The organism is Pseudomonas sp. GB2N2, assembly GCF_054897705.1.
The window spans coordinates 1,217,684-1,244,244 of sequence record NZ_CM142701.1; the positions used below are offsets into that span (position 1 = coordinate 1,217,684).

The window sequence follows — 26,561 nt, forward strand, 5'->3', positions numbered from 1 at the left end:
ATTACCCATCAAACGGCTGTTTATTTTTATCTGTGGGCCGTAGGTTCTGCGACCGGATCCAGCACTCGCCCCAATTCACAGATCAGAAAGGCAACCGAATCGGCATTGCGCAAGATGACCTTGATGCGGGCGCTGGCGTTCATTGGATCCAGAAAAGCGATCCTCGCGTCAGCTATTGTCCGGGTTCCCGTCAAGTCGAGGATGGCCTGGCTGACGTGTTCCATACCATAAAACTGGTCCACGTCGACCCAATCGTCCTCGCCAGCGTCCCAGCGCGCGAACAGCTCCGCTGCTGGGGTTAACAGCGATAAGGCCTGACGTTGCAGTTCCAACTGTTCGAATCGGACCGTCGCCCCGAATGGCGTGAGGGTGGTGACGAGATCAATGAACGGCCGCCTTGATTCGAGCGATTCGATATCCAGGCTATCTGAGAAACTGTGCGAGAACTCGTGAATGAGGGTCGCGGCCCGGCTGTGACCGCCAATATTAAAAGGGGTAGTGAGAATCGGTAGGTAGTGATCAAGTTGGTGGTTGAAAAAATCTTCGGTGAAATGCACGTTTCTACGGTTGTCTTCGTCCAGTACAAACGCAATGATTCCGGACGCGGGATCGCGATTTGAGCCCACGATAAAGCGATTTGAATCGAGCAACTCATCGGCTGGATCCGCCAAGGCGTTGCAGACCGGAAGAATGACCCTCCTGAGTTCTGCCCGAAGGGTTGCGTCGACACTCCCGACACCAAAAAAACGCCTCAGGAAGGTATCGGCTCGCGTGCCGGGAGCCCCTTGGCCGAGTTGCACCAGATTGTGCAGGCAGTTGACCGCATACTCGCGCGCCTGAGTAATGGACTCCTCGATCATCAAGGCCCGGAACGGGAAAAAATTGCGGATTTGCTGCATGCCCCTGGCCTGGACGTTGATCACCCAGCGGGATCGGGAGTGGTACAGATACCGATTGCGCAGGGTCGACATCGTTCTGGCGAAATGCACGGTGTGCACGTCGGGGTCGAGGATCAACTGTCGGGAGGGTGTGCTCAGCAACGAAGGGCCATGTTTCTTGCCGTCCAGGATGTGCCACACCGCACCGGGTTTCGCGACGGGGAAAACTTTTCCAGTGATCGGTGCGTAACGCGTATTGCTCACCGAGTCGAGGTAAGTCCCCGTGAGGGCGCTCTTATTCAGGTCCTGCAACGCCATGGTTGTCGTTTCCAGGCGCTGGAGCGACGTGCGCGTCGGCTCGGTCGTGCGCACGTCTGACCATTTCGGGTTGACCACAGGCGTCACGACAGGCTCGGCCGTGGGAGCTGCCTGCTCGGACAGCGGCGAAGCTTCCAGCGACAGTCTGCCCAGCGTGACCATTTGCGCACCGCCGGCAATGAAGGACCGCAAGGCGCGCTTCCAATGGTGATCCTGCAGTGCTTCGGCGGAGCCTTCGAAGTCCTTGAGGGCTTGCCACAGAAACCGGCCGTAGGCGAGCTTGCCCGGAAGGAGTCCGGAAATCACTTTGATGCCGGCGCTGAACAGCCACTTGATGGCGTCCCAGTCCGGTTGATGCGAGGCCTTATTCTGACTGCCGAGCATTCGCGATATCTGGCTGGCGTTGTCGCTGAACAGTCGTGTAAGTAAATGGCCGCCAATCGCGCTGTTCGTCAGGGTTATTTCGCTGCGCTGACCCGTGCTCGACTTGAGCAAACTACTGAAAGTCGCTTGTTCACTGTCTGGCAATCGGCGAATGATCAGGTCTTGCAGAGCGCCGGGTGAATTGATGGCCGCGACAAGGCTGGCCTCATCGGCGAACTCGGTGAAAATTTCGCCGCTGTGATAGGGCGCATAAAGAACGTGCGGCCCCTGTTTTCCGGGCCCCGGACTGATCAGGTACAGGCCTGAAGCCTGAACGTCGGTGGCTCCGGTGGTCTTGATCAACTCAAGCGGCCTGACGATGGCGTAGGCGCCTGCCACCGTAGCGCGGGCGAGGGCGTCCGGCATGTCCAGTACCTGTGTGATCAAGTCGAAGGCGCCATCGGACAGGTGTTGCTGCAATTTCAGGCCATGCGCGTGTTGCAGCAGTTGCCAGGGCAGCTGTTGAGCGAAGCGCAACTTTCGTGCTGCGGCGCCGGTGCCGGACAGAGCCTCGGTCACCTTCTTGCCAAAGTCCTGCTGAATGTTCAGCGACAGTAAAAGCTGTCTGATGGCGGTCTGGTCCAGACCTTCAGGCAGCTTTTGTCGAGTAGCCGCGGCGATCTTGAAGCCCGTGCCCTGGGCGATGTTGACGTGGTTCAACGCGAATCGGGTCAGGCTTTGCGCCGGCCCTGCCAGTGTCAGGTTGGGTGTGATGTCGATCAGGTCAGGGTCTACGGACGTACCCGGGAATCTGGCAGTCAGCAGCGACTTGAGTTTTTCCCGAACGTAATCCTCAAGTGTCTGTATGCCGTGCAAGTAGTCTTTATCGTCGGTGACACTGTTGTGGTACTGCTCCAGCAATTCGATGTGCAATTGCTGCTCGTCGACGCGCGCCATGCCCAGCCAGGCGGGCAGGGATTGGCGGTGGCTGGTGGCCTTGGCGATCCAGCTGGCTCTGCGCAAGTTGGGATCGATGACGGTTTGCCTCAGCGCTTCAAGGGCCTTGTGTTGTTGGCCAGCTTTCAACTGCCGCGAGCGTACGTGCTCGCAGCGAGCCAGGAACAGGTCAATGGCCGATTGCGCCAGATGCTGCAACACATTGCCTTCAATCAACTGCAGCCTGCTGAGCGAGTGGCGTCCATGAAGTTTGCGCTGAGCCGGGGTCAGGTTCTCCAGCAGCACCAGGCGTTGGTGAGGATCGGCCAGGCGCAGGTTCAACTGTTGCCGCGCAACCGCGACCGTTGCAAAGACCTCCAGCCCGGCTACGGGCGTCCATAGAATCGCACGCCCGGAATGCTGGACGTCGACGCCGCCGCGTTCGGTCAACAACACGCAGTTGGCCAACGGCAAGACGGCAGCTTCGCCGGAGCGTTCGAGGACCAGCGAGTAGGCGTCCGGGTGGAACCCCCGGACGGCCACCCGACTTTTGCGATCCGCTTTGTCCGGGTTGAACACCGTATCGACTATTTGCCAATCAATGTTTTTCAAAGAGCCGCCAAGCTCTCGAAGACTGGCTTCGCCACGCAGACCTACAGAAAAGGCGTGGGCCAGATTCGCTTTCATACCTTCCAGATAAACTCGCTGTAACGCTTGAGTAGTCAGCGGTTGCGCTAAAAATTCACTGTGCAAGGGTAGTTCAACCGCGCTGAACGTTTTTACGTAACCCGCGGCGGTATCGGCCAGCATCCTGGAAGGATGCTTTCCCGATAATACGGGGCGGGTACTCCAGCGACCTTGTACGTCCAGCTCCAGCAGCGTTTCGCCAATCAGCGAGCGAATGTCCAGTGCCTTGTCGAAAAACGCATGGATATCCACCGCGCCATCGCTGAAACGGAACACCTGCAAGGCGTATTCGAGGTTTTGCAGTTGTTTGCTGATGATTGCTTCAAAGAGCGTTTTAAACACCGATCCGCTGATCACGGCGCCAGACACTTGCGGCTCATGGAAACCGATAAAGCGGTCACGTTCCTCCAGGCTCATCAGGTCATAGAGCTCGTCGTCATGCCCCGCCTCAGTGGATTTTTGTTCCAGCGTGGCTTTCAGGTCCTCGTAGTCATTCAGGACCTGCAACCCTTTGGCCGGTGTGTAGAGAAAGGCATTGGCGCTGGCCTGGCTGATCATCAAAGAGCCGGCGAGCTCCACGTAGTCGGGTTGATACTCCCACAGGCGCACGCTTTCGACCGTCAGTGCCGGGGCGCTCGCCGTCGATGGCGCTAGGAGCGCGTGCAAGGCACTGCTCTGTTCCGGGGTGATGATCTCGGCCTCGCGCTTGAGCAGCAGCTCGGCGCGCACTTTTTCGCGGATCGCTCCGGTGAACAATGACCGGCGCGTGGCACCGTCGATGCTCGCCGCGTTCCAGAACTTTTGCAGCTGCTCGCCGACTTGGCGGCCCAGGCTGTCGGCCGCCGTCTTGATCGCAGTTTCCCAGGTTGTCTGGTCGGTGGACTGCGACGTTCGTTGTGGGTGGGAGAATTCCGGTCGCTGTCCGGCAGGCCAGCCTTTATGCCGGTAATACGAGAGCAGCGCCTGGTTCAACGACAGGGAGTCGAGCCAGTGGCGGGCGCCGGGATTTTTCGGGTCCGCCGCGCTGGCCTGTGTGTCGGCGTAAAAAACCACACGTGTTTTGCGCTGATCCAGCGCTGGAAAGGCCGTTTTCAGCAAGCCTTCAAGCACCGAGTCGAGCAGCGCCGTCAGGGTCGGCAGTTCTTGCAGTTCATCAACCATGGCCTGGTCGTTGACCTGCTGGTTGATGTGGATGATGGCGCGCTGGTCGTCAAACACGTCGCCTTCGATCGTTTCGAAGGTCACCTTGATGTCGGAGGCGGCCGCCAGGGTTTTGCGCGCGGACAGGGAGAGGAGGGCCACCAAGTCGTCATCTTCGGCAGCACCGTCGAGTTGGCCTTCGATCAGCTCGGACACGGCCGTGCGACTGTGGAATTTTTTGATCCCTGCGTACGGCGTGTAGAGAATCACGCCTTGGTCATCCGGCGTGGCGCTTAACAAGAAGCAGCCGGCCAGGGGAAAGGACAAGGCGCCCGCGCCGATCATGATTATTTCGGCGAGCATCGGCGGGTTCTGTTGATTGCGCGCGATATGAGTGGCCAGTTTCAGTTCCTTGAACCATTCGAAATCCTTGCGCGTCAGCCCGTGGGTTTTGCCAAGCTCAGACCATTGGCCGGGAGCGTTCAGGGCTTGGGGGAATAACAGCGGAGCGGTGGGTCTCGACATTGTTGAATCTCGTGCTGGGCGCCAGCAACCGCGCCGGGAAGTTGAGATTCGAGACTAAAAGCCGCGGGAACGTCGAAGGTGGTAGATAGTTAACGCACGGTCTGCCGGTACCCGTGCGCGCGGGTTCATCCGAAAGGTTGACAGGCTGCCGGTCGCGCGCGATTAATCAGCGGTCTTCGTACGCTGTTGCCCCCTCCAATAATTAGTCTGGAGCTTCAGATGTCTGCGCCACACGATCCAGTGTCTCCTGTTGTCTCGCAAAACCTGTCCCTCGAAGAGTTGACGGCGTTGCTTGAGAAGATTTTCCTGCGCCATGGCACCTCGTCCGATGTCGCCCGGGTGCTGGCTGAAAACTGCGCCGGCGCCGAGCGCGATGGCGCTCACAGTCATGGGGTGTTCCGCATTCCCGGTTACGTGTCGACGCTCAAGAGCGGTTGGGTCAACGGTAAGGCCGTGCCAGTAGTCGAGGACGTTGCGTCGGGGTTTGTCCGGGTCGATGCCGGGAATGGTTTCGCCCAACCCGCCCTGGCGGCCGCGCGCGCCTTGCTGGTGGAAAAGGCCCGCAGTGCCGGGATTGCAGTGCTGGCGATTCGTAATTCCCACCATTTCGCGGCGCTGTGGCCGGACGTCGAGCCGTTTGCCTACGAAGGGCTGGTGGCGCTCAGTGTGGTTAACAGCATGACCTGTGTGGTGCCGCACGGTGCGGATCGTCCGCTGTTCGGCACCAACCCGATTGCTTTCGCCGCGCCACGGGCCGACGGTGATCCGATTGTCTTCGACCTGGCCACCAGCGCCATTGCCCATGGCGATGTGCAGATCGCCGCGCGCAAGGGCGAGCGCTTGCCCGCCGGCATGGGCGTGGACAGCCTCGGCCAGCCGACCCAGGACCCGAAAGCCATCCTCGAAGGGGGCGCGCTGCTGCCGTTTGGCGGGCACAAAGGCTCGGCGCTGTCGATGATGGTCGAGCTGTTGGCGGCGGCGTTGACCGGCGGCAATTTCTCGTTCGAGTTCGACTGGAAAAACCATCCGGGCGCGAGGACCCCGTGGACGGGGCAATTGCTGATCGTGATCGATCCGAGCAAAGCAGCGGGGCAGAGCTTTGCCGAGCGCAGCCAGGAACTGGTGCGGCAGATGCATGGCGTGGGGTTGAAGCGGTTGCCGGGGGATCGGCGTCATTCTCAGCGGGCTAAATCAAAGGCGGGTGGTATTGATCTGGATGCGGATACGCTGGCGAATTTGCGAGAGTTGGCAGAAATCTAGGGTTTGAAATTCGGGCCCTGTGGGAGCGGGCAAACCCGCTCCCACGGGAATCGCATTTCATATCGGGTATTGGGGGACTTAGCGACGACCCAACAGCAACCCCACCACTAGGCCAAACCCGGCGGAAATCGCCACGGTTTGCCACGGGTGGCCACCAATATAGGTTTCAGTGGCTTCGACGGCGGGCAGGGTGCGGTCACGGACGCTGGTCACCGACTCGCGCGCCTGATTGAGTTTCTGGGCGATTTGCCCGCGCAGCGTGTCGGCTTCCTCACCCACCAGTGAGGCACTGCTCTTGAGCAGCTTTTCCGACTCTTCGATCAGCGCTTGAAGCTCGCTGAATGCCTGATCCTTGATTTGTTCTTCGGCGACTTGGGCGGCGGTTTTCCGGGCCATTGGGTGACTCCTTGCAGGTGAATGGACAGTGATCAATGGAGTCTGCGGTGACGGAAAAAGTTGCAGCGATTTTTCCCGCAAACGTCATCCTGTAGAAAAATCCAGCGCAGGACATTTCTTCCTTCAGTGTAAGATGTCGCCAATTTACGCAGCAGGGAATTCCCCATGAGCTTCAATCTGGCCGACAAACCCCTAGCCGAGCGCGCGGCGCTGGAAGACGAGAAATCCCGCCTGTTCGAGCTCTGGCAAAACAACCTGGGCAAATCCAAGGGCGAAGCTGCACGCTTGTTCGCCGAGCGCGCCAAGCGCAAGGGCAAATGGGCCGAATGGGTCCGTTCCGAACTCGACGGCATGTCGCCGCCGGAATTCGCGAACATGGTGCGCAGTGAAGTCAATCGGTTGATGGCGGCCAAGTAAGCCCGGCTTCACGCAAAAATCGCAACAATCGCTCGCGGACTTTCAACACCACCGGATCAAGCTGGGTGCTGGTGCGCCCGCCCGCCCACACTAAACCTTCAGCGTCCTTGGGCATTACCACGTGCCAGCGGTTGAACCCGGCAAACTGAGTTTGCCGCTGTCGGTGAAACGCATCGTGCCGAACAGGCCCCCCGCCAGTTTGCCGCGCAGCACATAAGGCAGGTTGTTCAGGGTTTGGGTCTGGCTCAGGCCCAGTGTCTGGCGCAACACCGAGAACGCTGAAACGCTCACTGGCACCGTCAACACCGTTTCGGAAAAGCGCGCAATCGAGCCCGACTGGTCGCTGACGCCCGAGGCGAGGGGCTGGCCGTTGACTTCCAGGTCCAGGGCCACACCGTTGTAGTCGATGGGCGTTTCGTTGGGATTCTGCACGCGGATCTTCACCGCGAAACGCACTTCCATGTCCTGGCTTTGCAGCGGCTCGAAGCCGACCACGTTGATGTTCAGCGGGTCGCGATTGGGAAACAGGGCGCAGGCGTTCAGCGACAGCAAAAGCAAGGACAGGACAGCGGCGTGGACTCTGCGCATCGACATACTCTCTTAAAAAACCGTTGGCGAGGCGGGTTCGCCTTTAACCGGGACATCCGGGTTTTCCGTGACCTGGAAAATCGACGCTTCCGGATCGAAATCGTCTTGCTGCAGTTCGATGAACTCTTCGGGCAGGAAGATGTTCAGCACGATAGCGCACAACGCGCCCACGGTAATCGCGAACGTCACCATCGGCATGCTGTTGAACACCGCCGCCATAGCCAAGTTCAGGCCGTCGGCGAGCAAGCCGGATTACGATCAGAGAGGGGTGAACGCTGCGAGCAAGTCTTCTTCAAAGGCTTTTTGCGCATCCCCCGGCACCTGCGCCCGGTGGCGGGCCAGATGGAACGCCACGTCGAAACTCATGTCGCTGCGCCGCACCGCCCGGAGCAGCCCTTTGTCCTCCCAGCTTCGCGCGAAGTGGCTGGGCAAATAGCCGACATGCTTGCCAGAGAGAATGAAGGTCAGGGTGCCTTCGACCTGTTCAGAACGCGCTGAGCACAACTTGCCCTGAAACGGCTCATCGCTGCGCAGAAAGCGATAGGGATGATCCACCCGGTCGCAGGCCTGCAACGCTTGATCGTCCGGCGCCTCGTCGTTAAACAGCGGATGGCCGGGGGCGCAGTACAAATGCTGGGTTTCGCTGAACAGTTCGCAGTAGTCGAACGCGCTCTGCACCTGTGAGAAATAGCCGATCGCCAGGTCCAGCCGTTGCTGTAGCAGCAAGCGCTCCATGTCGCCGGGCATGGCACTCATTAACTCGATACGCACCGACTGATCGCGTTCGCGAAAACGGCGGATCGCCTCGGCGACCTTTTGCAGCACTGATTGGTCCAGGGCTTCGGACAGCCCCAGGCGCACCTCGCCGATCAGGCGACCGGCAACGCCATTGGATTGATGACGGAACGCTTCAATGGATTCAAACAGTCCTCGGGTTGCGGTCAGCAGTTGCTCGCCTTTGGCGGTGACCTTGAATCCGCCCTTGCCGCGACTGCACAGCCGATAGCCGAGCCGGGTTTCGAGCCGGGCCATTTGCTGGCTGATGCTCGACTGGCTCAAGCCCAGTTCGCCCTGCGCGGCGCTGAAACCGCCGCATTCCACCACGCTGACGAACAGACGCAGCAATTGCAGATCCACATCGTGAAGCTGGCCGAGCATCAAACATTACTCCTGGATAAAGTCAGGGTAACTGACTTGGTATTTTTCCAATGTATCCGACGACGCATGCTGGGGCCACTTCCTCTGGTCAGGTGTTCGTCATGGTTCCCCTCTGCAAGCTGTGTTTACCCGCGCTGTTCCTGGCCGCCTCCGTGTCGGCCCATGCCGAGGACAAAGTGGTCAATCTCTACAGTTGGGCCGATTACGTGGCACCGGAAACCCTGCAGAGATTTGAGCAGGAAACCGGCATCCACGTGCGCTACGACACGTTCGACTCCTCGGAGGTCCTGGAAACCAAGCTGCTCACTGGCGGCAGCGGTTATGACGTGGTGGTGCCGTCGTCCAGCGTTCTGGCGCGCGGGCTGGCGGCGGGGGCGTTGAAGGCGATCCCCCACGAAGGCCTCAAGGGTTACGCCAACCTCGACCCGGACCTGCTGGAAAAACTCGCTGCGGCAGACCCCGGTAATCGCTATGGCGTGCCTTATACCTGGGGCACCTTGGGCCTGGGTATGAACGTCGAGGCAGTCAAACAACGCCTGCCGGATGTGCCGCTCAACAGTCTGGATTTGCTGTTCAAGCCTGAATACGCCAGCAAGCTGAAGGACTGCGGCATTGCCATTCTCGATTCGCCGCAAGAAGTGATCGGCCTGGCACTTCACTATCTCGGTAAAGATCCCTACAGCACCGACAAGTCGGACCTGACAGCCGCCGAGGCGCTGTTGCATCAGCTACAGCCGAATGTGCTGTACGTCGCGACCGGCCGGCAGATCAGCGATCTGGCGAATGGCGGCGTTTGCCTGGCATTGACCTACAACGGTGACGCGAGCATGGCGGCGGATCAGGCACGCAAGGCCAGCAAGCCATACGAAGTGGCGTACCGGATTCCCAAGGAAGGCACGCTGGTGTGGCAGGACAACCTGGCCATTCCCAAGGATGCGCCGCACCCTGAGGCCGCCCGCGCGTTTATTGAATTCATGTTGCGCCCCGAGTCCGTTGCGGCGCTGACCAACACCCTGTTCTTCGCCACAGCCAACCAGGCCGCCACGCCATTGGTGGATGAGGCCGTGCGCACCGACCCGGATATCTACCCCCTCGCCGATGTGCGCGAGCGCTTGTATGCCGACCGCAGCATGAGCCTCAAGGACATGCGCCAGCGCACCCGCCTGTGGACCACTTTCCGTAGCCGCCAGTAAACAATGCCCATAAATAATAAAAAGGAGCACCCGATGGACGTCTCAGTGCAAAACGATCAGGCCATGACCCGCGACAGCCTCTACGGAACTGCCGCCGAAAGTACCTACGCCGGCATCACCAGTTTCATGCGTCGTCGTTACAGTCGCGACCTGCGCGGTGTCGACGTGGCCGTCAGCGGCGTGCCGTTCGACACCGCCACCAGCAACCGTCCGGGCGCGCGTTTCGGCCCCCGCGGTATTCGTGCCGCGTCCACCGGGATTGCCTGGGAACGCCACTGGCCATGGACATTCGACCCGTTCGACCATCTGGCGGTGATCGACTACGGCGATTGCGACTTTGACTACGGCTCCCCGCAGTCGGTGCCGGAAAGCATTGAAGCCCACGCCGAGCACATCCTGAACGCCGGTTGCGCGATGCTCACGTTCGGCGGCGATCACTTCGTCAGCTACCCGCTACTCAAGGCCCACGCGCGCAAACATGGCGCGCTGTCGCTGATCCACTTCGATGCGCACAGCGACACCTGGCCGGACGAGGAGGGCAAGCGCGTCGATCACGGCACGATGTTCTGGCACGCGGCCAAGGAAGGGCTGGTGGACCCGTCGCGCTCGGTGCAGATCGGCTTGCGCACGACCAATGACGATCATCAGGGCTTTCAGGTGCTGGATGCGCGGCAAGTGCATCGCCGTGGGGTGGATTCGATCGTCGAGGCAATTCGCGAGCGCGTTGGCGATAACCCGGTTTATCTGACGTTCGACATCGATTGCCTCGACCCCGCCTTCGCTCCCGGCACTGGAACGCCGGTGTGCGGTGGCCTGAGCACGGTGCAGGCGCTGGAAATCCTCGGGGGGTTACGCGGGATCAATCTGGTGGGAATGGATGTGGTGGAAGTGGCGCCGGCCTACGACAGTGCGGACATTACCTCACTGGCGGCGGCGACATTGGCGATGGAAATGCTGTGTCTGTATGCGGCGAAGCATAAGGTCGATCAGTAACACGAATTGCACTGATGCCACCGACGCAATCACGGGCAAGCCCGCTCCCACAGGATTTGCACAGAACCTGTGGGAGCGGGCTTGCCCGCGATGCTTTTTCAGGCGACGGGAATAATCGGCTGATCCAGGGTCACGCCCCCGCTAAACCGCGCAGCAGAACCGGCAATCGATTCATGCGGCACACCCTTCGCCACGTCACTGACTCCCTCCAGTCGCGCCAAATGCTCCACACTCAACTGCACATTCAACGCACCCAGCGTTGCATCCAGCTGCTCACGGGTACGTGAACCCAGAATCGGAATCAGCGCCGTCGTTGAACGTTTGGCTTTTTCGCGCAACCAGGCAATGGCCACATGGGTCGGACTGGCATTTACCTCAGCCGCGACCGCGAGCAAGGTGTCGAGGAGGGCGGTTTCACGGGCAGTTTTTTCGGCGTGAATCAGCATGCCGAGTTTGGCTGCGCGATTGTCGCCATCGGTGTTGCGGTATTTGCCCGTGAGGAACCCGCCACCCAGCGGCGACCACAAGGTTGCAGCCAGGCCCAACGCTTCAGCCATCGGCAGTTGTTCACGCTCAGCCGTGCGCTCTGCGAGGCTGTATTCGACCTGAATCGCGGCAATCGGCGCAAAACCGCGAACCTCCGCCAGCAGGTCAGCCCGGGCGATGCGCCAGGCCGGGAAGTTCGACAGCCCGGCGTAATGAATCTTGCCGGCACGCACCAGATCATCAAAACCCCGCAGGATCTCTTCCATCGGCGTGACGCCGTCGCTCATGTGCGCCCAGAACAGGTCGATGTGATCGGTCTTGAGCCGGGTCAGGCTTTCTTCCACGGCGCGAACCATGTTCTTGCGGTTGTTGCCGGTGTGGGAAATGCCCGCAGCCGGCGTAGTCCCCAAGGTGTATTTGGTGGCGATAACCAGGCGATCGCGCTCGGTGGCAATGAACTCGCTGAGCATGCCTTCCGACTGGCCACCCTGATAACCGTTGGCGGTGTCGATGAAATTGCCACCGGCCTCCAGGTAACCGTCGAAGATGCGCTTGGCCTCGTCGCGTTCGGCGCCATGGCCCCAACCCGTGCCAAAGTTACCGGCGCCCAGCGCCAGTTCAGAGACACGCAAGCCGGTTTTTCGGCCGAACACTTTGTAATGCATGGGATGACTCCTGAAGAAACGGTGTTGTAGTTTTAAATTTCGATAAACATGTATTAAAAATGATCCAAAACATGTATTTCGTCAAGATGCTTTTTTATGGGGGACGAAAGCGCTGACAACCGGGCGATGGCATACTGCCACGCATGAATGCAGACTCGCCATTAAGCGCCTGGCAACGCGCCATCGAACAGAAAGGCTTCGTCCAGGACGAGGCTCAGGAACACGCTGTCTGGGCGCTGCAAAAATGCTTCGAGGCGCTTCATGAAGGGCGCACGCCAGTCACAGGCGTTTATCTGTGGGGACCGGTCGGGCGGGGCAAGACCTGGTTGATGGACCAGTTCTACCAAGGCTTGCAGGTCCCGGCCCGGCGCCAGCACTTTCATCACTTCATGGGCTGGGTGCACCAGCGGTCGTTTCAGTTGACCGGTACTGCCGACCCGCTGAAAGCACTGGCGTGGGAGTTGAGCGAAGAAGTCCGCGTACTCTGTTTCGACGAACTGTTCGTCAACGATATCGGCGACGCGATTATTCTCGGGCGCTTGTTTCAGGTGATGTTCGACGAGGGCGTGGTGGTGGTCTGCACCTCCAATCAGCCGCCCGACATGCTCTACGCCGATGGCTTCAACCGTAATCGTTTCGTCCCGGCCATCGAGGCGATCAAGCGGCACATGCAGGTGATTGCGGTGGACGGCGGCGAAGATCATCGCCTGCATCCGGGTGTGGGCTTGCAACGCTATTGGATCGCCGAGTCCGGGCAGCCCGGGGCGCTGGACGCCGTGTTCAAGGCATTGGCCGCAGGACAGTCGGTCTCCAGCGAACCGGTCAAGGTCGGTTACCGTTCTCTGAATGTCGTGCAGGCGAGTGAAACCGTGCTCTGGTGCCGTTACGCCGACCTCTGCGAACAGCCTTTCGCCGCCATGGACTTCATGACCCTGTGCGACACCTACAAGGCTATTCTGTTGAGTGACGTTCCCAACCTCAGCGCGCAAACCCGCACAGGGCGCATCGCTCGTGGCACCGAAGATGGTGTCGAACGGGTGGTTGCGGGCGATCGCGAGTTGCCACAACTGTCGGTGCATGACGACGGCGTGCGGCGTTTCATCGCGCTGGTGGACGAGTGCTATGACCGCAAAGTGCCGTTGTACCTTGAGGCGCAGGTGCCGATGGAGTCGCTGTACACCGAGGGCTATCTGGAGTTCCCGTTCCGCCGCACCCTCAGCCGGTTACAGGAAATGCAGCTGCAACGCTTCGCCGAGATTTGACTGACGGTTTGATCTTGCGTTGCGCCATTCCCTCCGTTCGCGATAGGGTCGCGGTGCTTTTTTCCCGTGTGATCGAGGATGGAAATGGAATCCGCAGAAATACTGGTACTTCAGGCCAGCTACACCAACCTGGTGCATGCCGAGGCATTGCGTGTGGTGTTGAGTCATTACGCCGAGGACCCGATGGGTGGCGGTCATACTCTGCCGGCAGAGGTGCTGCAGCACCTGCCAGGAGAACTCGCCAAGCGTCCCCATGCGTTCAGCGTGCTGGCGTTTGTCGGCGGCGAGCCAGCCGGGCTGGTCAATTGTTTCGAAGGCTTTTCAACGTTTGCCTGTCGGCCGTTGGTCAATGTGCATGACGTCGTGGTGATGAAGGCGTTTCGCGGGTTGGGCCTGAGCCAGAAGATGCTGCAAAAGGTCGAGGAAATCGCCCGTCAGCGGGGTTGCTGCAAAATCACCCTGGAAGTGCTGGAAGGGAATGACGTGGCCCAGTCGTCCTATACCAAATTCGGTTTCGCTGCTGGCATGTTCGATCCGGCGCATGGGCGGATGCTGTTCTGGACCAAAGCGCTGTAGGCGTCGCAGGAAAAACGGTAGGAGCGAGCCTGCTCGCGATGGACTTCAAGCCTCTGCGTTTAAACAGGAAACACGCGTTTTCGTTGACGTCCATCGCGAGCAGGCTCGTTCCTACAATGGATAGGCATCAGCCCATCAGCGTTTGTACTGCTCCGTCAACTGCGCCGTCTGATCGTCCGGAACCCGGACCTCGGCGGTGTGCTGGCGGTGATTCTCCTGTTGGCTGAGCCGCAGGCTTTCGTAGTAATAGCGCATGCGTTCTGCGCCACCTTCGGCAAATGCGCTGGCCGAAACGAATGTCATCAGGCCCGCAATGATCAACGGTGTAGGTTTCATGGTTCGCCTCCCATAACGGTTATCGGGTGCCTTCCATCCATCAAGCAATGTCGCGAGGGCATTATCTGCCGATTCCGTTAAATGGGGTTACCGCGCCTCGGGTTCCATTCCCAATCTGTGAGCAAGAAAAGGGGCCTGAAAAGGCCCCTGGAAGGATTACTGCTGTACCACGTCCGGCTTCACTTTGGGTTTGATCAGACTGAAGTCGATCAGCGCCTTTTGCTCGCGTTCATAAGGGTTGCCGATCAGCAGCGGACGTGGCTTGAAGCTGTCGCTGACCAGGCTCTTGCTGCGATCCAGTTCATCGAAACTCAATCCCGCCAGATCGGCCCAGGTATGGATCAACTGCGAGCTGCTGTACGGCCGCCCCAGGTCCCCGGCAAAGCTCCAGTTATGGCTGTCGCGCCATTTCGGCGAAGCCCATGCCATGAACGGAATGGTGTACATCGGCGCGGTCGGCTTGGCTTCGTTGCGGCCCAGGGTGTTGTGGCCGGCAGAGTCGAAGACGTCTTCGCCGTGGTCGGAAAGATACAACAGAAAGCCGTTCGGATCGGACTTGGCGTAATCCTTGATCAGGCTCGAGACCACGAAGTCGTTGTACAGCACCGCGTTGTCGTAGCTGTTGTATGTAGGCAGTTGAGCGTCACTCACACCGTCCGGAACGCCCTTGCGGTCCTGGAACTTGTCGAAGGTCGACGGGTAGCGGTACTGGTAGCTCATGTGCGTGCCGAGCAAATGCACGACGATCAACTTGCGCGGCGCAGCGTCGGTCAGGGCCTTGTTGAACGGTTCGATCACATCGCCGTCGTATTGCGCTGCGTTCTGGTTGCGGTTGTTGTTCAGGTACACCTGCTCGTCGGCCTGCTCGGAAAATGTGGTGAGCATGGTGTTGCGCTTGGTCATGGTCTGCTGGTTGGTAATCCAGAAGGTTTTATAACCGGCCTGTTTCATCATGCTGACCAGCGATGGCGTCGACAGGTACAGGTCCGGGTTTTCTTCGTCGGCAAACGTCAGTACTTGCTGCAACGCCTCGATGGTGTAGGGGCGCGGAGTAATGACGTTATCGAAAACCGCCATCTGATCCTTGAGCTTGTCCAGTTCCGGCGTGGTTTCACGCGGGTAGCCGTAGAGGCTCATGCGCTGACGGTTGGTGGACTCACCGATCACCAGCACCAAGGTGGCCGGCTGGTTGGCCATCGTGTCCTTGAGGTTGTGCAGCGGTGGAATCTTGCTCGCGCTGTCGAGCATGTCCTGCATGCCAGCCAGGGTGTCGAGGTAACGGTGATAGGCCACGGCCATCTGCCATGGCACTGCTGGCTCGATGCGGGTCTCGAATTTTTCGAAACCGTCGGCCAGACTGCCCATGCGAGCGGTCTGTTTGATCAACGGATAGCCGACCACGGCCACCACAATCGCCGTTGCCGCCACCAGTGCACGACCACGAGGCATGTACACCGGACGCAAGCGTGTCCACAGGAAATACGCGAACAGGGTGTGGGCGAGGAACGCCGCGACCATCCACCAGGCGAAATACTGGGTCATGTACTCGCCGGCTTCAGAGATGTTCGACTCGAACATGATGAAGATGACGCTTTGCGAAAATTCCTGCTGGTAGATGAAGAAGTAGCCCAGGCTGGCCATGGAGCAGGCCCACAGCACAACGCCGATGACGGCGGCCATGACACGGGTTCGCCGGGGAAACAGCAGCATCGGCGCCAGCCAGATGGCGCTCATGATAAAGGCCTGGCGGAACCCGGAGAATCCGGAGGTGCCGGTCAACTGGATCAGTAGTTGGGTGATGCCGGAGAAGTACCAGAAGAACAGGAACAGCCAGAGTAATCCTGGCCAATCAAAACCTTTCGCAGTCGAATTGCCGCTGCGTTTAAACAAAGCCATTTTGCGCTCCAGCCTGAATCACTTTCACCGCCCGCAACTGAATGTCGCCGACGAACGGGTGCCGCGCGGATATCGTGCGGCCATTAATGAACCGGATTATCAACAAGGAAGTGTGAAAGTTTTGTGAGTTGCGGGTGCTGACGAATCAGCAGAGCGTATCGGAAACAGCGCAGGGCTGCTTCCGAATCAGGCGAGGGGATCAGGCGTGGGGAGCGCGCAGTGTAACGGGCATTGGCGGAGCCTGGATTCCTTGCGTCAACAGGCGCAACTGCTCGACCTCCTGCTTCAGCTGGTCGCGCTCGTCTTTCAACTGGCGCAATTCATCACGACGGATCGTGACGTAAAGGGTTTGTGCTGGCCGTGCTGCTTGGACTGTGCCCATTGCTCACCTCGCAAATGGCGGTATCAACTGTAAATCAGCCCCGACATCGGTGCTGATTTACTATCGGCGCCAATTTTGATTTCTTTTGCCCCGGAAGGGAACTTTTTTATTTTTCATGGTCGCTGTGTCTTCGGCGCGATTGCCGACGTTATCCATCAGGATCGGGCACAATGCCCGGAAACTTCAAGCCAGCGCTCTGGACTAACCCCCATCTAACCCACATTTATCCGCAACTAACCCAAATTAGTCGCGTTGGGCTATAACCATTGACACACTTTATTTGTAGTAGGGAGCATCAGCACATGCAACTCGGGATTATTGGACTGGGCCGCATGGGCGGCAATATTGCGCGGCGTCTGATGCTCAACGGGCATTCCACCGTTGTCTACGACCGCAATACCGCCTTCGTCGACACCCTGGCCGCTGAAGGCGCCAAGGGCGTTATCGACCTGCCGGCCCTCGTGGCTGGCCTGGCCAAACCACGCGCGATCTGGGTCATGCTGCCAGCCGGCGGCCCGACCGAAGACACCATTGCCACCCTGAGCACCTTGCTTGAATCCGGCGATACCATTATTGATGGCGGCAACACCTTCTATAAGGATGACATCCGCCGGGCCAAGACCTTGTCGGAAAAAGGCCTGCACTACATCGACGTCGGCACCTCCGGCGGCGTGTGGGGCCTGGAGCGCGGTTACTGCATGATGATCGGCGGCGAAGCCGAGGTGGTCAAACGCCTGGACCCGCTGTTCCAAAGCCTGGCGCCTGGCCTGGGCAACATCCCCCGCACCAAGGATCGCACGTCCGACGACGACCGCGCGGAGCACGGCTACATCCACGCCGGTCCGGCAGGTGCGGGGCATTTCGTGAAGATGATCCACAACGGCATTGAATACGGAATGATGCAGGCGTTCGCGGAAGGCTTCGACATCCTCAAGACCAAGGGCAGCGAAAACTTGCCGGAAGACCAGCGCTTCGACCTGAACGTCGCTGACATTGCCGAAGTCTGGCGTCGTGGCAGCGTGGTCTCTTCTTGGCTGCTGGACCTGACGGCTGACGCCCTCGCCAGCGATCCGAAACTCGACGGTTACTCCGGCTCGGTGGCTGACAGCGGTGAAGGTCGCTGGACCATCGAAGCCGCCATGGAGCAATCGGTGCCGGTTCCGGTGCTGTCGAACTCGCTGTTCTCGCGCTACCGTTCGCGCGGGCAGGGCACCTTTGGCGACAAGGTCTTATCGGCCCAGCGTTTCGGCTTCGGCGGCCACGTGGAGACTTCAAAAAAATGACCCAATTGATGCGCAATAAATCCAAGGCAGAACCCGCACCACCGACCACGCTGTTCCTGTTCGGTGCCCATGGTGACCTGGTCAAGCGTTTGCTGATGCCGGCGTTGTACAACCTGAGTCGCGACGGTCTGCTGGGGGATGGATTGCGGATCGTCGGCGTTGACCACAACGCGATCACCGATGAAGCCTTTGCGCAGAAGCTCGAAGATTTCATTCGGGCCGAAGTGGCGAGCAAGGTGGGTAACGGTGATCAGGCCCTTGACCCGGAACTGTGGGCCAAACTGGCCAAAGGCATCAGCTATGTCCAGGGCGACTTCCTGGACGACAGCACCTATCAGGCGCTGGCGGCAAAAATTGCCGCCAGCGGCACCGGTAACGCGGTGTTCTATCTGGCCACCGCGCCGCGTTTCTTCAGCGAAGTGGTGCGCCGTCTCGGCGCCGCCGGTTTGCTGCAAGAGAATCCGGAAGCCTTCAGAAGGGTGGTGATCGAAAAGCCGTTCGGCTCCGATCTGCACACCGCTGAAGCCTTGAACGCCTGCCTGCTGAAGGTGATGTCGGAAAACCAGATTTACCGGATCGACCACTATCTGGGCAAGGAAACCGTGCAGAACATTCTGATCAGCCGGTTCTCCAACAGCCTGTTCGAAGCGTTCTGGAACAACCATTACATCGACCACGTGCAGATCACCGCCGCCGAAACCGTTGGCGTGGAAACCCGTGGCAGTTTTTATGAACACACTGGCGCCCTGCGGGATATGGTGCCCAATCACCTGTTCCAGTTACTGGCGATGGTGGCCATGGAACCGCCGGCCGCTTTTGGCGCGGATGCGGTGCGTGGCGAGAAAGCCAAAGTGGTGGGGGCGATTCGTCCCTGGACCACCGAGGAGGCGCGGGCCAATTCGGTGCGCGGCCAATACGTCGCCGGCGAATTCGACGGCAAGCTATTGACTGGCTATCGCGAGGAAAACAACGTTTCGCCCGACAGCACCACTGAAACCTACGTGGCCCTCAAAGTCATGATCGACAACTGGCGCTGGGTCGGCGTGCCGTTTTACCTGCGAACCGGCAAGCGCATGAGCGTGCGCGACACTGAGATTGTCATCTGCTTCAAACCGGCGCCTTACGCACAGTTTCGCGATACCGAGGTCGACGAGCTGCAACCGACCTATCTGCGGATCCAGATTCAGCCCAACGAAGGCATGTGGTTCGACCTGTTGGCCAAACGGCCTGGCCCGGCGTTGAAGATGGCCAATATCGAATTGGGTTTTGCCTACAAGGATTTCTTTGAAATGCAGCCGTCCACCGGCTACGAAACCCTGATCTACGATTGCCTGACCGGCGATCAAACGCTGTTCCAGCGCGCGGACAACATCGAGAACGGCTGGCGCGCCGTGCAACCGTTCCTTGATGCCTGGCAGCAGGATGCGAGCGTGCAGAGCTACCCGGCGGGTGAAGACGGGCCGAAGGCTGGCGAAGAGCTGCTGACTCGCGATGGTCGCGTCTGGCACGGTCTCGGATGAGTGACGCCACGCAACAACCTATCCGTTTTCTGCTGAGTGACATGGACGGCACGTTGCTGCTGCCCGATCACAGCCTGAGTCAGCGCACCCTCGACGCCGTACGCTCTTTGCGCGAGGCGGGCGTGTTGTTCAGCCTCGCCACCGGTCGGCCGCCGAAAGCCATGCTGCAGCAAATCGAAGCCTTGGGCGTCGATCTGCCGACGGCGGCGTTTAATGGCGGTACGATCGTCAATCCCGATGGCAGTTTGCTGGTTGCGCATTATTTGCCGGCCACGGCCGCGTTGACCGCGCTCGCCCTGTTTGCCGACCGCGCCGACATCGAGGTGTGGGTGTTTAGCGGTGGCGACTGGCTGCTGAAGGACTCGAACGGGCCGATGGTTCCCCGTGAGCAGCATGGCTTGGGTTATCCGCCGGTGGTGGTGGAGAGTTTTGAGCCGTACCTGCAATACATCGACAAGATTGTCGCGACCAGCAACAACACGCAATTGCTGATCGAGCTGGAGGCGCAATTGCTGCCCAAGGTCGAAGGCCAGGCGCAAGTCTCGCGCTCGCAGCCAATTTATCTGGACGTGACCGCGATGCAAGCCAACAAGGGCGCGGCGCTGGCGACACTCGCCGAGTTCCTAGGGGTGCCACTGGAGCAGACGGCGGCAATGGGTGATGGCGGCAATGACCCGGCGATGTTCCATCGCGCCGGGTTGTCGATTGCCATGGGGCAGGCGGAGGAGGCGGTGAAGCGCCAGGCCGACGTCGTGACCGGCGCCAACACCGAAGACGGCGCGGCGCAGGCGATCGAGCGGTATATCCTCCCTCGCTAGTTCACTCCCACATTTTTATCCGGCGTTTATAGCCAGAAACTCACGGCATACCAGCCCAGCACCCCCATCACCACCGTATACGGCAACGCCATCCACACCATCCGCCCATACGACAGGCGAATCAGTGGCGCAATCGCCGACGTCAGCAGAAACAGAAATGCCGCCTGGCCATTGGGCGTCGCCACGCTCGGCAGGTTGGTCCCGGTGTTGATCGCAATCGCCAGGGTCTCGAAGTGTTCACGGCTCATATGGCCAGCAATGAAAGCCTGTTTCACCTCGGTGATATAAATGGTCGCGACAAACACGTTGTCGCTGATGGCCGACAACACGCCGTTGGCAATAAACAGCATGCCCGGTTGTTGCTCCGCCGGCAGCGCCAGCACCCACTGGATCAGCGGCGTGAACAGCTGTTGATCGTGAATCACCGCCACCACCGCAAAAAACACCACCAGCAGCGCCGTGAATGGCATGGCATCCTTGAACGCGTTGCCGATCCGGTGCTCGTCAGTGATGCCGGTGAAGGCGGTGATCAACACGATCACCATCAGGCCGATCAGGCCGACCTCGGCGATGTGGAAGGCCAGCCCGGCGATCAGAATCAGCGCTGCCAGCCCCTGAACAATCAATGCCGCGCGTTGGCGTGAGGTGCGCTCGGCGGTGTCCTCGGCAGCATAGCTGGCCAGCACGGCGCGCACCTTGTCCGGCAGCCGTGTGCCATAACCGAACCAGCGCAATTTTTCCAGCAGTACACACGTCATCAGGCCAGCCACCATTACCGGCAATGACACCGGCGCGATCTTCAAAAAGAATTCAGCGAAGTGCCAACCCATCTCGTGGCCGATCAGCAAATTCTGCGGCTCGCCGACCAAGGTGCAGACGCCGCCCAGTGCAGTGCCCACCGCGCCGTGCATCAGCAGGCTGCGCAGGAAAGCGCGAAATTGCTCAAGGTCGGTATGGTGGAGCGTGGGCAGGTGCCGGTCATCGTTGAACTCGCTGTCCTGGCGTGGATCGTTGCCGGAAGCGACCCGGTGATACACCGAATAAAATCCTACGGCCGCGCTGATGATCACGGCCGTTACGGTCAAGGCATCGAGGAACGCCGAGAGAAACGCCGAGAGAAAGCAGAACATCAGCGCCAGCATCGCCTTCGAGCGAACCCCGAGCAGCAGGCGCGAGAACAGAAACAGCAGCAGGTCTTTCATGAAGTAGATGCCGGCCACCATGAACATCAGCAGCAGGATCACCGGGAAGTTGTGCAGCAGTTCGTCGTAGAGCGCCTGGGGCGTGGTCATCTTCAACAACAGCGCTTCGATCAGCAACAAGCCGCCGGGAGCCAGTGGATAGCAGTTAAGCGCCATGGCCAGGGTGAAAATGAACTCCAGAACCAGCAACCAACCCGCCGCTACCGGGCCCAAGGTCCACAGCACCAGCGCGTTGAGAATCAGGAAGCCGACGATGCTGGCCTTGTACCAGCGGGGCGAGTGGCCTAGAAAATTACTCGCGAACGCCTGAGCCATGGAACCGGACATCGGCTACTCCTTGTATTAAGAAGCGCGCAAGTTGCCGTAAGACGAAGGCAAGATCAAGCGTAGGAAATATGGACGCGCTTAGCCCAGATAACGCGCGACGATTGCCCGATAGTTACCCTCCAGCGAATGGCCTGCGACGACGATGTTGCCATCGGCCTGCACGGCCACCGATGTTGCAGCGTTTGGGCTGCGACTAAGGCGGGTGCGGACCCAGCCGATGCCGTTGGCAAAACTGCGGTCGAGCTGCCCGCCGGGCAGATGCCGAGCCACAATGAAATCAGCTTCGACACCTCCAGCCGTGGTGCCCACGGTCAGCACGCGCCCGTCCGCGAGGCTTTGGGCGGCGGTCCACTGGCAACCGCTGTGGCCGATGTCCAGTAACTGCGGGTGGCCGCCGTTGCAATGATTGTGCGGGCGCCCGTTGCCATGGACCTTAAGTGACATGCAGTGCATCGGGTCGCGGCTGCTGCCAAAACTCTGCAAATCGCCGTTATCTTGCTGAACGATCCGGCTGACTTGAGCAGGCCGTCCCTGCGCCATGAAACTCATGAAGCCGTCCACGGCGAAACTTTTGTCGAGGCTGCCATCGCCGTGATAACGCGCGAGCAGGCCTTCTTCCGGGAAATTGATCGAACCACCCACCAGAATCCGCCCGTCACCTTGGACCAGCAGGTTGCTCAGCCAGGTGTTCATCAGCAAATGCCTGACCAGCACAAAGCCACGTCCGTTGAAGGTGTCGTCCAGGGAGCCGTCCGGGTTGAGCCGCATGATGACGCCGACGTGATCCGCCAGCTCAAAATGATGATTGGCCAGCACCAGGATCTTGCCATCGTCCTGCACATAAACGTCACAGGCTTCGGCACCCGGTACGCCGGGCGGCAACCACGTGTCGCGTACGCCTTGGGAAAGATTGCCCGGCAGGCGCACGACACAGCGCCCGTGTTCGCCGAATGAGGGGACCGGTTTGCCAAGCTGATCGAACAGTGCGAGGGCGGGGAGTGTGCGGTGGGCATTTTCATACTGCAGGCCGGCCACCAGAATGTGGCCGTCGGCAAGCAGCTGGACTTTGCCCGCCATGGCCTCGAAGCCGCGTTCGAACTGGGTGATGACGCTGCCTTGCTGGCCGAATTCAAGATCCGCCGAGCCGTCTTCGCGCAGGCGGGCAAGGCCAAGCCGACTGCCACCCTGGGTGCCGACTTTTGCCGCGATCAACAACCGGCCTGCCGGATCAATCGCGACGTCATTGGCCATGCTGGAGGTGCTGCCGGCGAAATACACTTGGGTTTTGCCGGTGCCGGCAAAGGACTCGTCGAGTTCGCCAGCGCCAGCAAGCGCTACCGGTGAGGCAAGAATTGTCTGGATTGACATGCACGCATCTCCTTGCGAGTCGTCGTGATCCAGGATAAGCAGGGGTGGCGACTGGGGAGTCATTCAACGCCTGAATGACTGTGCGCACAACTGTCAAAGCTATCAGGTGGAGGGTCGTTATGTGCCAGAACAATGACTTTTCGAACCACTGGAAAGCCAGCCAATTAATCGGCGGGGTGGAAGTTCGAATAAGTGAATATCGAAAGTGTCGCTGGCTGTCAACGCCAGCGAACTAACGATAAAGGGAAGTTGCGGATTACCTTGAGGTAATCCGCAAACGCTTAGTGCGGCATGGACCACGATTGCAGTGTGTAGCCTTCCTGGCTCAGCTCTTTGCGGGCTTCTTCCAGAACATGCTCAAGTTGCGCGGGGTCGGTATAAGCGCTGCTCGGAATTTGCGTGCGGCCAATACGGTTATTGGTACGGTCGATGACGCTCAGGCAGAGTTCGCCATTGCCGTCCTGTGGGGCCCAGGCCACGCATTGAAATGGCTTGAACGCGCGGTCGGCAATCAAAAGAGCTTCGTTGATACGGAGCGGGGCGGTCATGGGGTCTTCTCTCTGTATGCCCAATCAAGTGATGTGCCGTCGGTTGGGCTTACCGTTCGGCTGGTTACTTGTACTGATGCCCGCAACCCCGGGGTGGGTCACATACAATTAAAAGAAATTTCAATATTCTTTTGCTCGTTCAGGGTTCTGACGGTTTCTGAAAGCTGAATGAAAGATTCGGATCGATAGTTAACTATCAAACTGGCGTCTTATAACTGCTTGAGTGCAACGGCTATAGTCAAACGGTACAAGCACGCGTCAAATTATTGCTAACGTTACAGCCAGGTCTGCCAAATTACTGTTTTTGATAATATTTCTTAAAATTTGGCGCCAAGGAACAGTCATGAGCGAAGCGCCTGCATTACGCCGTCTATTAGTGGTTGACCCCTGCGACGACTGCTATCGCCTGTTGCCGGGACTGCGCTCGGTAGGTTGGGACGTTGATAGCTGTTCATTGGAGAACGCCGCAGACCGCAACTGTGATGTGGGTTTGCTGCGTTTACAGCCCTGGCATCTCGAGCACCCGGATGCCGTCAAAGAGGTGATCAGCCGTAGCGGGACCGAGTGGATCGCCGTTCTGAACCAGGAAGTCCTGCGACTACAGAACGCCGGGGACTTTGTCTGCGAGTGGTTTTTCGATTTTCACACCTTGCCGTTCGATGTCTCCAGGGTTCAGGTCACACTGGGTCGGGCCTTCGGCATGGCGCGCCTGCGCGGGCAGGGCACGCTGCACATCGATCAGCCCGAACATGAACTGCTGGGCGACAGCAAGCCGATCCGCGAACTGCGCAAGCTGTTGAGCAAACTGGCGCCCACCGAGTCGCCAGTGTTGATTCGCGGCGAAAGCGGCACCGGCAAAGAACTGGTGGCTCGAACGCTGCATCGGCAATCCTTGCGCCACAGCAAACCTTTCGTTGCGATCAATTGCGGCGCGATCCCCGAGCACCTGATCCAGTCCGAGCTGTTCGGCCACGAGAAGGGTGCCTTTACTGGCGCCCATCAACGCAAGGTCGGACGGATCGAGGCGGCTCACGGCGGCACACTGTTTCTCGACGAGATCGGTGATCTACCCTTGGAACTGCAGGCGAACCTGCTGCGTTTTCTTCAGGAGAAGCACATCGAGCGGGTGGGCGGCAGCCAGCCGATTCCCGTGGATGTGCGGGTGCTGGCCGCGACCCACGTCGATCTCGAGGCTGCGATCGAGAAAAAACGCTTTCGCGAAGATTTGTATTACCGCCTGAACGTCTTGCAGGTTTCGACCGCGCCCCTGCGTGAACGCAATGGGGATCTGTCGATGCTGGCCAACCACTTTTCCCATTTCTACAGCCACGAAACCGGCCGCCGTCCGCGCAGCTTCAGTGAAGACGCCTTGATTGCCATGGGCAAGCATGACTGGCCGGGCAATGTTCGCGAGCTGGCGAACCGGGTACGGCGCGGCCTGGTCCTGGCCGAGGGCCGGCAGATCGAAGCGCGGGACCTGGGGCTGATCAGCCATCAGGCCGTCGCCGCGCCAATGGGCACGCTCGAAGACTACAAGCATCGGGCAGAGCGCCAGGCGTTGTGCGATGTGCTGAACCGTCACAGCGATAACTTGAGCAACGCCGCCAAAGTGCTGGGCATTTCCCGGCCAACCTTCTACCGGTTGTTGCACAAACATCAGATCCGTTGATCTTCAAGCAATGAAAAGCCCCGCTTCGATCAAATCGCAGCGGGGCTTTTGTGCGTGGATCAGAAGTAGTAAGGGAATTTCAGGCTGAAGGAAAAATCTGGCGCGTCGTCGGTGAGGCCGATGGCCAGGTTGGGAACAATCGTCAGGTTGTCGGAGGCTGCCAGGGTCATACCGATGTTGAAGTTGGCCGCGTTGTAATCGCTGTTGGAGATTGACTGCCAATCGCCGCCGTCAGGCCTGATCTTGCTCTTGCGGGCGAACTGATCGGTGAACGAGAACGACATACTCATCTTCTCGTTCAAGGCGAATGCAATGCCGGCGCCGACCTGCCATGAATCGCCCAGTTTCACGTCGCCTTTGACCTTGGTGCCTACCCGAGGGTCGATGTCGCTGAAAGAATCCTGCACGTTGTAGGTGTAGGCCAGGGTGCCAAACAGCACGGCGGGGTCGAAGGTCTTGACCAGCGAGAGGCCCGGAGTGATCGACCAGATACCGTTACCGGTAGGCAAGTCCTCGGGGACCGCGAGGCTGCTGTTGTTCGGGTCTTCGACCAGCTTGATACCGTAAGGGTCTTTGCCGGTGGGTGCCTTGACGCGCAGGGTGACGACGGCGTCGGGCAGGTTGGCCGATTCATCCAGAAACTTGTAAGCAACGCCAACGTTGACATCGCCGATGGTGGGATCACGGGTCACGGTTGCATCAGACGTTACCGAAGCGCCGCCACCGGCGCCACCGGAGGAATACGTCGATTCGCGGTAAACAATCGGCACGTTGATGTCGAACTGCCAGCGCTGTGCCACGTTGTAGCGCGCGGTCAGGTCCAGGGTCCAGTTGTCGGCCTTGATGCGGTCGAGGTTGATATTGCCGAGAAAAATCGAGTCCAGTGCCAGAAAGCCATTGAGCGTTAATGCCCGGGTATCGTAGTGCGTGTAAGTCAGGCCGGTTTCGACACTGAACTTGCCACCACCGAAGAATCCGCTGGCTTCGTCATACAGATTGGAAACGCTTTGCGCCGGCTCGGAATCATCTTTGAGCGATTGGCCATAAGAACTGCCGCTGGCTCCCGCCGCAGCCCCGGCCACCGTCTGACCACCCTTGGGGGCTTCGGCAGGGGATTTGGTCAGGCGCTTGGGCGCGGGGCTCGCAGGTGCTTCTTCGACTTGGCGAACGCGCTGCTCAAGTACCATCAGCGCGTTCTGTTGTGCTTCGTAACGCGTTTTTAGCTCCATGAGTTCTTGTTTTAGTGCTTCGACCTGGGGGTCCGGTGCCGCGTAAAGCAAAGAGGCCGGAGCCAGACTACTCAAACAAACGATTACTTTGAACGTTGTAGATCGGTGCATGGGTTAGCCGTCCCTTCTGACAACATCTGAT

The 26,561-nt window shown here is 59.4% G+C and carries 22 protein-coding genes and 1 pseudogene; 10 read left to right on the forward strand and 13 right to left on the reverse strand.

The genetic code is table 11. The features are described from left to right. Positions 1-26 precede the first annotated feature (26 nt). Positions 27-4,847: a dermonecrotic toxin domain-containing protein gene (locus ACYZT4_RS05635; protein WP_461985933.1), complete on the reverse strand. Its 4,821-nt coding sequence runs from the start codon at positions 4,845-4,847 to the stop codon at positions 27-29. 219 nt (positions 4,848-5,066) lie between these two features. On the opposite strand from ACYZT4_RS05635, the gene ACYZT4_RS05640 reads away from it, so the two are divergent. Next, positions 5,067-6,107: an Ldh family oxidoreductase gene (locus ACYZT4_RS05640; protein ID WP_461985935.1), complete on the forward strand. Its 1,041-nt coding sequence runs from the start codon at positions 5,067-5,069 to the stop codon at positions 6,105-6,107. 78 nt (positions 6,108-6,185) lie between these two features. Here the strand turns inward: ACYZT4_RS05640 and ACYZT4_RS05645 are convergent, their stop codons facing one another. Next, positions 6,186-6,503, reverse strand: a complete 318-nt coding sequence (locus ACYZT4_RS05645; RefSeq protein ID WP_461985937.1) for an ElaB/YgaM/YqjD family protein — start codon at positions 6,501-6,503, stop codon at positions 6,186-6,188. Between the two features lie 165 nt (positions 6,504-6,668). On the opposite strand from ACYZT4_RS05645, the gene ACYZT4_RS05650 reads away from it, so the two are divergent. Then, on the forward strand, positions 6,669-6,920 hold the full coding sequence (locus tag ACYZT4_RS05650) for a hypothetical protein (RefSeq protein WP_461985939.1): 252 nt from the start codon (positions 6,669-6,671) through the stop codon (positions 6,918-6,920). Between the two features lie 114 nt (positions 6,921-7,034). Here the strand turns inward: ACYZT4_RS05650 and ACYZT4_RS05655 are convergent, their stop codons facing one another. From ACYZT4_RS05655 to ACYZT4_RS05665, 3 genes and pseudogenes are all read right to left on the reverse strand, one after another. Continuing rightward, the gene (locus ACYZT4_RS05655) at positions 7,035-7,508 is read right to left on the reverse strand and encodes an LEA/WHy family protein (protein ID WP_461985941.1); all 474 of its coding nucleotides are present in this window, start codon (positions 7,506-7,508) and stop codon (positions 7,035-7,037) included. A gap of 12 nt (positions 7,509-7,520) precedes the next feature. After that, a pseudogene (locus ACYZT4_RS05660) lies at positions 7,521-7,685 on the reverse strand (xanthine permease XanP); the annotation flags it as partial. An 81-nt stretch (positions 7,686-7,766) separates the two neighbouring features. After that, complete coding sequence (locus tag ACYZT4_RS05665; protein WP_461985943.1) at positions 7,767-8,666, reverse strand: LysR family transcriptional regulator; 900 nt, start codon at positions 8,664-8,666, stop codon at positions 7,767-7,769. A 101-nt stretch (positions 8,667-8,767) separates the two neighbouring features. On the opposite strand from ACYZT4_RS05665, the gene ACYZT4_RS05670 reads away from it, so the two are divergent. After that, complete coding sequence (locus tag ACYZT4_RS05670) at positions 8,768-9,859, forward strand: polyamine ABC transporter substrate-binding protein (protein WP_461985945.1); 1,092 nt, start codon at positions 8,768-8,770, stop codon at positions 9,857-9,859. A 33-nt stretch (positions 9,860-9,892) separates the two neighbouring features. Continuing rightward, on the forward strand, positions 9,893-10,852 hold the full coding sequence (gene speB, locus ACYZT4_RS05675) for an agmatinase (RefSeq protein ID WP_461985947.1): 960 nt from the start codon (positions 9,893-9,895) through the stop codon (positions 10,850-10,852). Between the two features lie 98 nt (positions 10,853-10,950). On the opposite strand, the gene ACYZT4_RS05680 is transcribed toward speB, so the two are convergent. Continuing rightward, entirely contained in the window at positions 10,951-12,003 is a 1,053-nt protein-coding gene (locus ACYZT4_RS05680; RefSeq protein WP_461985948.1) for an aldo/keto reductase, read from the reverse strand. 143 nt (positions 12,004-12,146) lie between these two features. On the opposite strand from ACYZT4_RS05680, the gene zapE reads away from it, so the two are divergent. Next, on the forward strand, positions 12,147-13,265 hold the full coding sequence (gene zapE, locus ACYZT4_RS05685) for a cell division protein ZapE (protein WP_461985950.1): 1,119 nt from the start codon (positions 12,147-12,149) through the stop codon (positions 13,263-13,265). An 84-nt stretch (positions 13,266-13,349) separates the two neighbouring features. Beyond that, positions 13,350-13,841 (forward strand): GNAT family N-acetyltransferase, encoded by a 492-nt coding sequence (locus tag ACYZT4_RS05690; RefSeq protein ID WP_461985952.1) that lies wholly within the window; start codon positions 13,350-13,352, stop codon positions 13,839-13,841. A 135-nt stretch (positions 13,842-13,976) separates the two neighbouring features. Here the strand turns inward: ACYZT4_RS05690 and ACYZT4_RS05695 are convergent, their stop codons facing one another. The 3 genes from ACYZT4_RS05695 to ACYZT4_RS05705 all read right to left on the reverse strand — a co-directional run bounded on the left by ACYZT4_RS05695 (position 13,977) and on the right by ACYZT4_RS05705 (position 16,455). Then, positions 13,977-14,177, reverse strand: coding sequence for a hypothetical protein (locus ACYZT4_RS05695; RefSeq protein WP_461985954.1), 201 nt, complete (start codon positions 14,175-14,177; stop codon positions 13,977-13,979). Positions 14,178-14,333: 156 nt separating this feature from the next. After that, the gene (locus tag ACYZT4_RS05700) at positions 14,334-16,073 is read right to left on the reverse strand and encodes a phosphoethanolamine transferase CptA (RefSeq protein ID WP_461985955.1); all 1,740 of its coding nucleotides are present in this window, start codon (positions 16,071-16,073) and stop codon (positions 14,334-14,336) included. A 199-nt stretch (positions 16,074-16,272) separates the two neighbouring features. Further along, positions 16,273-16,455 (reverse strand): DUF6026 family protein, encoded by a 183-nt coding sequence (locus ACYZT4_RS05705; protein WP_461985957.1) that lies wholly within the window; start codon positions 16,453-16,455, stop codon positions 16,273-16,275. Positions 16,456-16,757: 302 nt separating this feature from the next. Here ACYZT4_RS05705 and gnd point away from each other — a divergent pair, with 302 nt between their 5' ends. Genes gnd through ACYZT4_RS05720 form a run of 3 tightly spaced genes read left to right on the forward strand, consistent with a single transcriptional unit; the run spans position 16,758 to position 20,076 of the window. Beyond that, entirely contained in the window at positions 16,758-17,738 is a 981-nt protein-coding gene (gene gnd, locus ACYZT4_RS05710; RefSeq protein ID WP_461985959.1) for a phosphogluconate dehydrogenase (NAD(+)-dependent, decarboxylating), read from the forward strand. Next, complete coding sequence (zwf, locus tag ACYZT4_RS05715; protein ID WP_461985960.1) at positions 17,735-19,258, forward strand: glucose-6-phosphate dehydrogenase; 1,524 nt, start codon at positions 17,735-17,737, stop codon at positions 19,256-19,258. Before gnd ends, zwf begins: the two co-directional genes overlap by 4 nt. Continuing rightward, positions 19,255-20,076 (forward strand): HAD family hydrolase, encoded by an 822-nt coding sequence (locus ACYZT4_RS05720; protein WP_461985962.1) that lies wholly within the window; start codon positions 19,255-19,257, stop codon positions 20,074-20,076. Before zwf ends, ACYZT4_RS05720 begins: the two co-directional genes overlap by 4 nt. A gap of 26 nt (positions 20,077-20,102) precedes the next feature. On the opposite strand, the gene nhaB is transcribed toward ACYZT4_RS05720, so the two are convergent. The 3 genes from nhaB to ACYZT4_RS05735 form a co-directional block, all read right to left on the reverse strand. Beyond that, entirely contained in the window at positions 20,103-21,605 is a 1,503-nt protein-coding gene (nhaB, locus tag ACYZT4_RS05725) for a sodium/proton antiporter NhaB (protein ID WP_461985964.1), read from the reverse strand. Positions 21,606-21,683: 78 nt separating this feature from the next. Further along, on the reverse strand, positions 21,684-22,973 hold the full coding sequence (locus ACYZT4_RS05730; protein WP_461985966.1) for a hypothetical protein: 1,290 nt from the start codon (positions 22,971-22,973) through the stop codon (positions 21,684-21,686). A 281-nt stretch (positions 22,974-23,254) separates the two neighbouring features. After that, on the reverse strand, positions 23,255-23,521 hold the full coding sequence (locus ACYZT4_RS05735) for a hypothetical protein (protein ID WP_461985968.1): 267 nt from the start codon (positions 23,519-23,521) through the stop codon (positions 23,255-23,257). Between the two features lie 343 nt (positions 23,522-23,864). Between ACYZT4_RS05735 and ACYZT4_RS05740 the strand changes: the two genes are divergently transcribed. Next, positions 23,865-25,190: a sigma-54 dependent transcriptional regulator gene (locus ACYZT4_RS05740; protein ID WP_461985970.1), complete on the forward strand. Its 1,326-nt coding sequence runs from the start codon at positions 23,865-23,867 to the stop codon at positions 25,188-25,190. Positions 25,191-25,249: 59 nt separating this feature from the next. Here ACYZT4_RS05740 and ACYZT4_RS05745 read toward each other — a convergent pair whose 3' ends face one another. Continuing rightward, positions 25,250-26,530 carry a hypothetical protein gene (locus ACYZT4_RS05745; protein WP_461985972.1) on the reverse strand — a complete coding sequence of 427 codons (1,281 nt, stop codon included), beginning with the start codon at positions 26,528-26,530 and terminating at the stop codon, positions 25,250-25,252. Positions 26,531-26,561: the final 31 nt, after the last annotated feature.

What these genes read in the sequence shown, in the direction of transcription:
- ACYZT4_RS05635 (WP_461985933.1), bottom strand. Translation starts at nt 4,847, where the DNA reads ATGTCGAGACCCACCGCTCCGCTGTTATTCCCCCAAGCCCTGAACGCT.
- ACYZT4_RS05640 (WP_461985935.1), top strand. Translation starts at nt 5,067, where the DNA reads ATGTCTGCGCCACACGATCCAGTGTCTCCTGTTGTCTCGCAAAACCTG.
- ACYZT4_RS05645 (WP_461985937.1), bottom strand. Translation starts at nt 6,503, where the DNA reads ATGGCCCGGAAAACCGCCGCCCAAGTCGCCGAAGAACAAATCAAGGAT.
- ACYZT4_RS05650 (WP_461985939.1), top strand. Translation starts at nt 6,669, where the DNA reads ATGAGCTTCAATCTGGCCGACAAACCCCTAGCCGAGCGCGCGGCGCTG.
- ACYZT4_RS05655 (WP_461985941.1), bottom strand. Translation starts at nt 7,508, where the DNA reads ATGCGCAGAGTCCACGCCGCTGTCCTGTCCTTGCTTTTGCTGTCGCTG.
- ACYZT4_RS05665 (WP_461985943.1), bottom strand. Translation starts at nt 8,666, where the DNA reads ATGCTCGGCCAGCTTCACGATGTGGATCTGCAATTGCTGCGTCTGTTC.
- ACYZT4_RS05670 (WP_461985945.1), top strand. Translation starts at nt 8,768, where the DNA reads ATGGTTCCCCTCTGCAAGCTGTGTTTACCCGCGCTGTTCCTGGCCGCC.
- speB (WP_461985947.1), top strand. Translation starts at nt 9,893, where the DNA reads ATGGACGTCTCAGTGCAAAACGATCAGGCCATGACCCGCGACAGCCTC.
- ACYZT4_RS05680 (WP_461985948.1), bottom strand. Translation starts at nt 12,003, where the DNA reads ATGCATTACAAAGTGTTCGGCCGAAAAACCGGCTTGCGTGTCTCTGAA.
- zapE (WP_461985950.1), top strand. Translation starts at nt 12,147, where the DNA reads ATGAATGCAGACTCGCCATTAAGCGCCTGGCAACGCGCCATCGAACAG.
- ACYZT4_RS05690 (WP_461985952.1), top strand. Translation starts at nt 13,350, where the DNA reads ATGGAATCCGCAGAAATACTGGTACTTCAGGCCAGCTACACCAACCTG.
- ACYZT4_RS05695 (WP_461985954.1), bottom strand. Translation starts at nt 14,177, where the DNA reads ATGAAACCTACACCGTTGATCATTGCGGGCCTGATGACATTCGTTTCG.
- ACYZT4_RS05700 (WP_461985955.1), bottom strand. Translation starts at nt 16,073, where the DNA reads ATGGCTTTGTTTAAACGCAGCGGCAATTCGACTGCGAAAGGTTTTGAT.
- ACYZT4_RS05705 (WP_461985957.1), bottom strand. Translation starts at nt 16,455, where the DNA reads ATGGGCACAGTCCAAGCAGCACGGCCAGCACAAACCCTTTACGTCACG.
- gnd (WP_461985959.1), top strand. Translation starts at nt 16,758, where the DNA reads ATGCAACTCGGGATTATTGGACTGGGCCGCATGGGCGGCAATATTGCG.
- zwf (WP_461985960.1), top strand. Translation starts at nt 17,735, where the DNA reads ATGACCCAATTGATGCGCAATAAATCCAAGGCAGAACCCGCACCACCG.
- ACYZT4_RS05720 (WP_461985962.1), top strand. Translation starts at nt 19,255, where the DNA reads ATGAGTGACGCCACGCAACAACCTATCCGTTTTCTGCTGAGTGACATG.
- nhaB (WP_461985964.1), bottom strand. Translation starts at nt 21,605, where the DNA reads ATGTCCGGTTCCATGGCTCAGGCGTTCGCGAGTAATTTTCTAGGCCAC.
- ACYZT4_RS05730 (WP_461985966.1), bottom strand. Translation starts at nt 22,973, where the DNA reads ATGTCAATCCAGACAATTCTTGCCTCACCGGTAGCGCTTGCTGGCGCT.
- ACYZT4_RS05735 (WP_461985968.1), bottom strand. Translation starts at nt 23,521, where the DNA reads ATGACCGCCCCGCTCCGTATCAACGAAGCTCTTTTGATTGCCGACCGC.
- ACYZT4_RS05740 (WP_461985970.1), top strand. Translation starts at nt 23,865, where the DNA reads ATGAGCGAAGCGCCTGCATTACGCCGTCTATTAGTGGTTGACCCCTGC.
- ACYZT4_RS05745 (WP_461985972.1), bottom strand. Translation starts at nt 26,530, where the DNA reads ATGCACCGATCTACAACGTTCAAAGTAATCGTTTGTTTGAGTAGTCTG.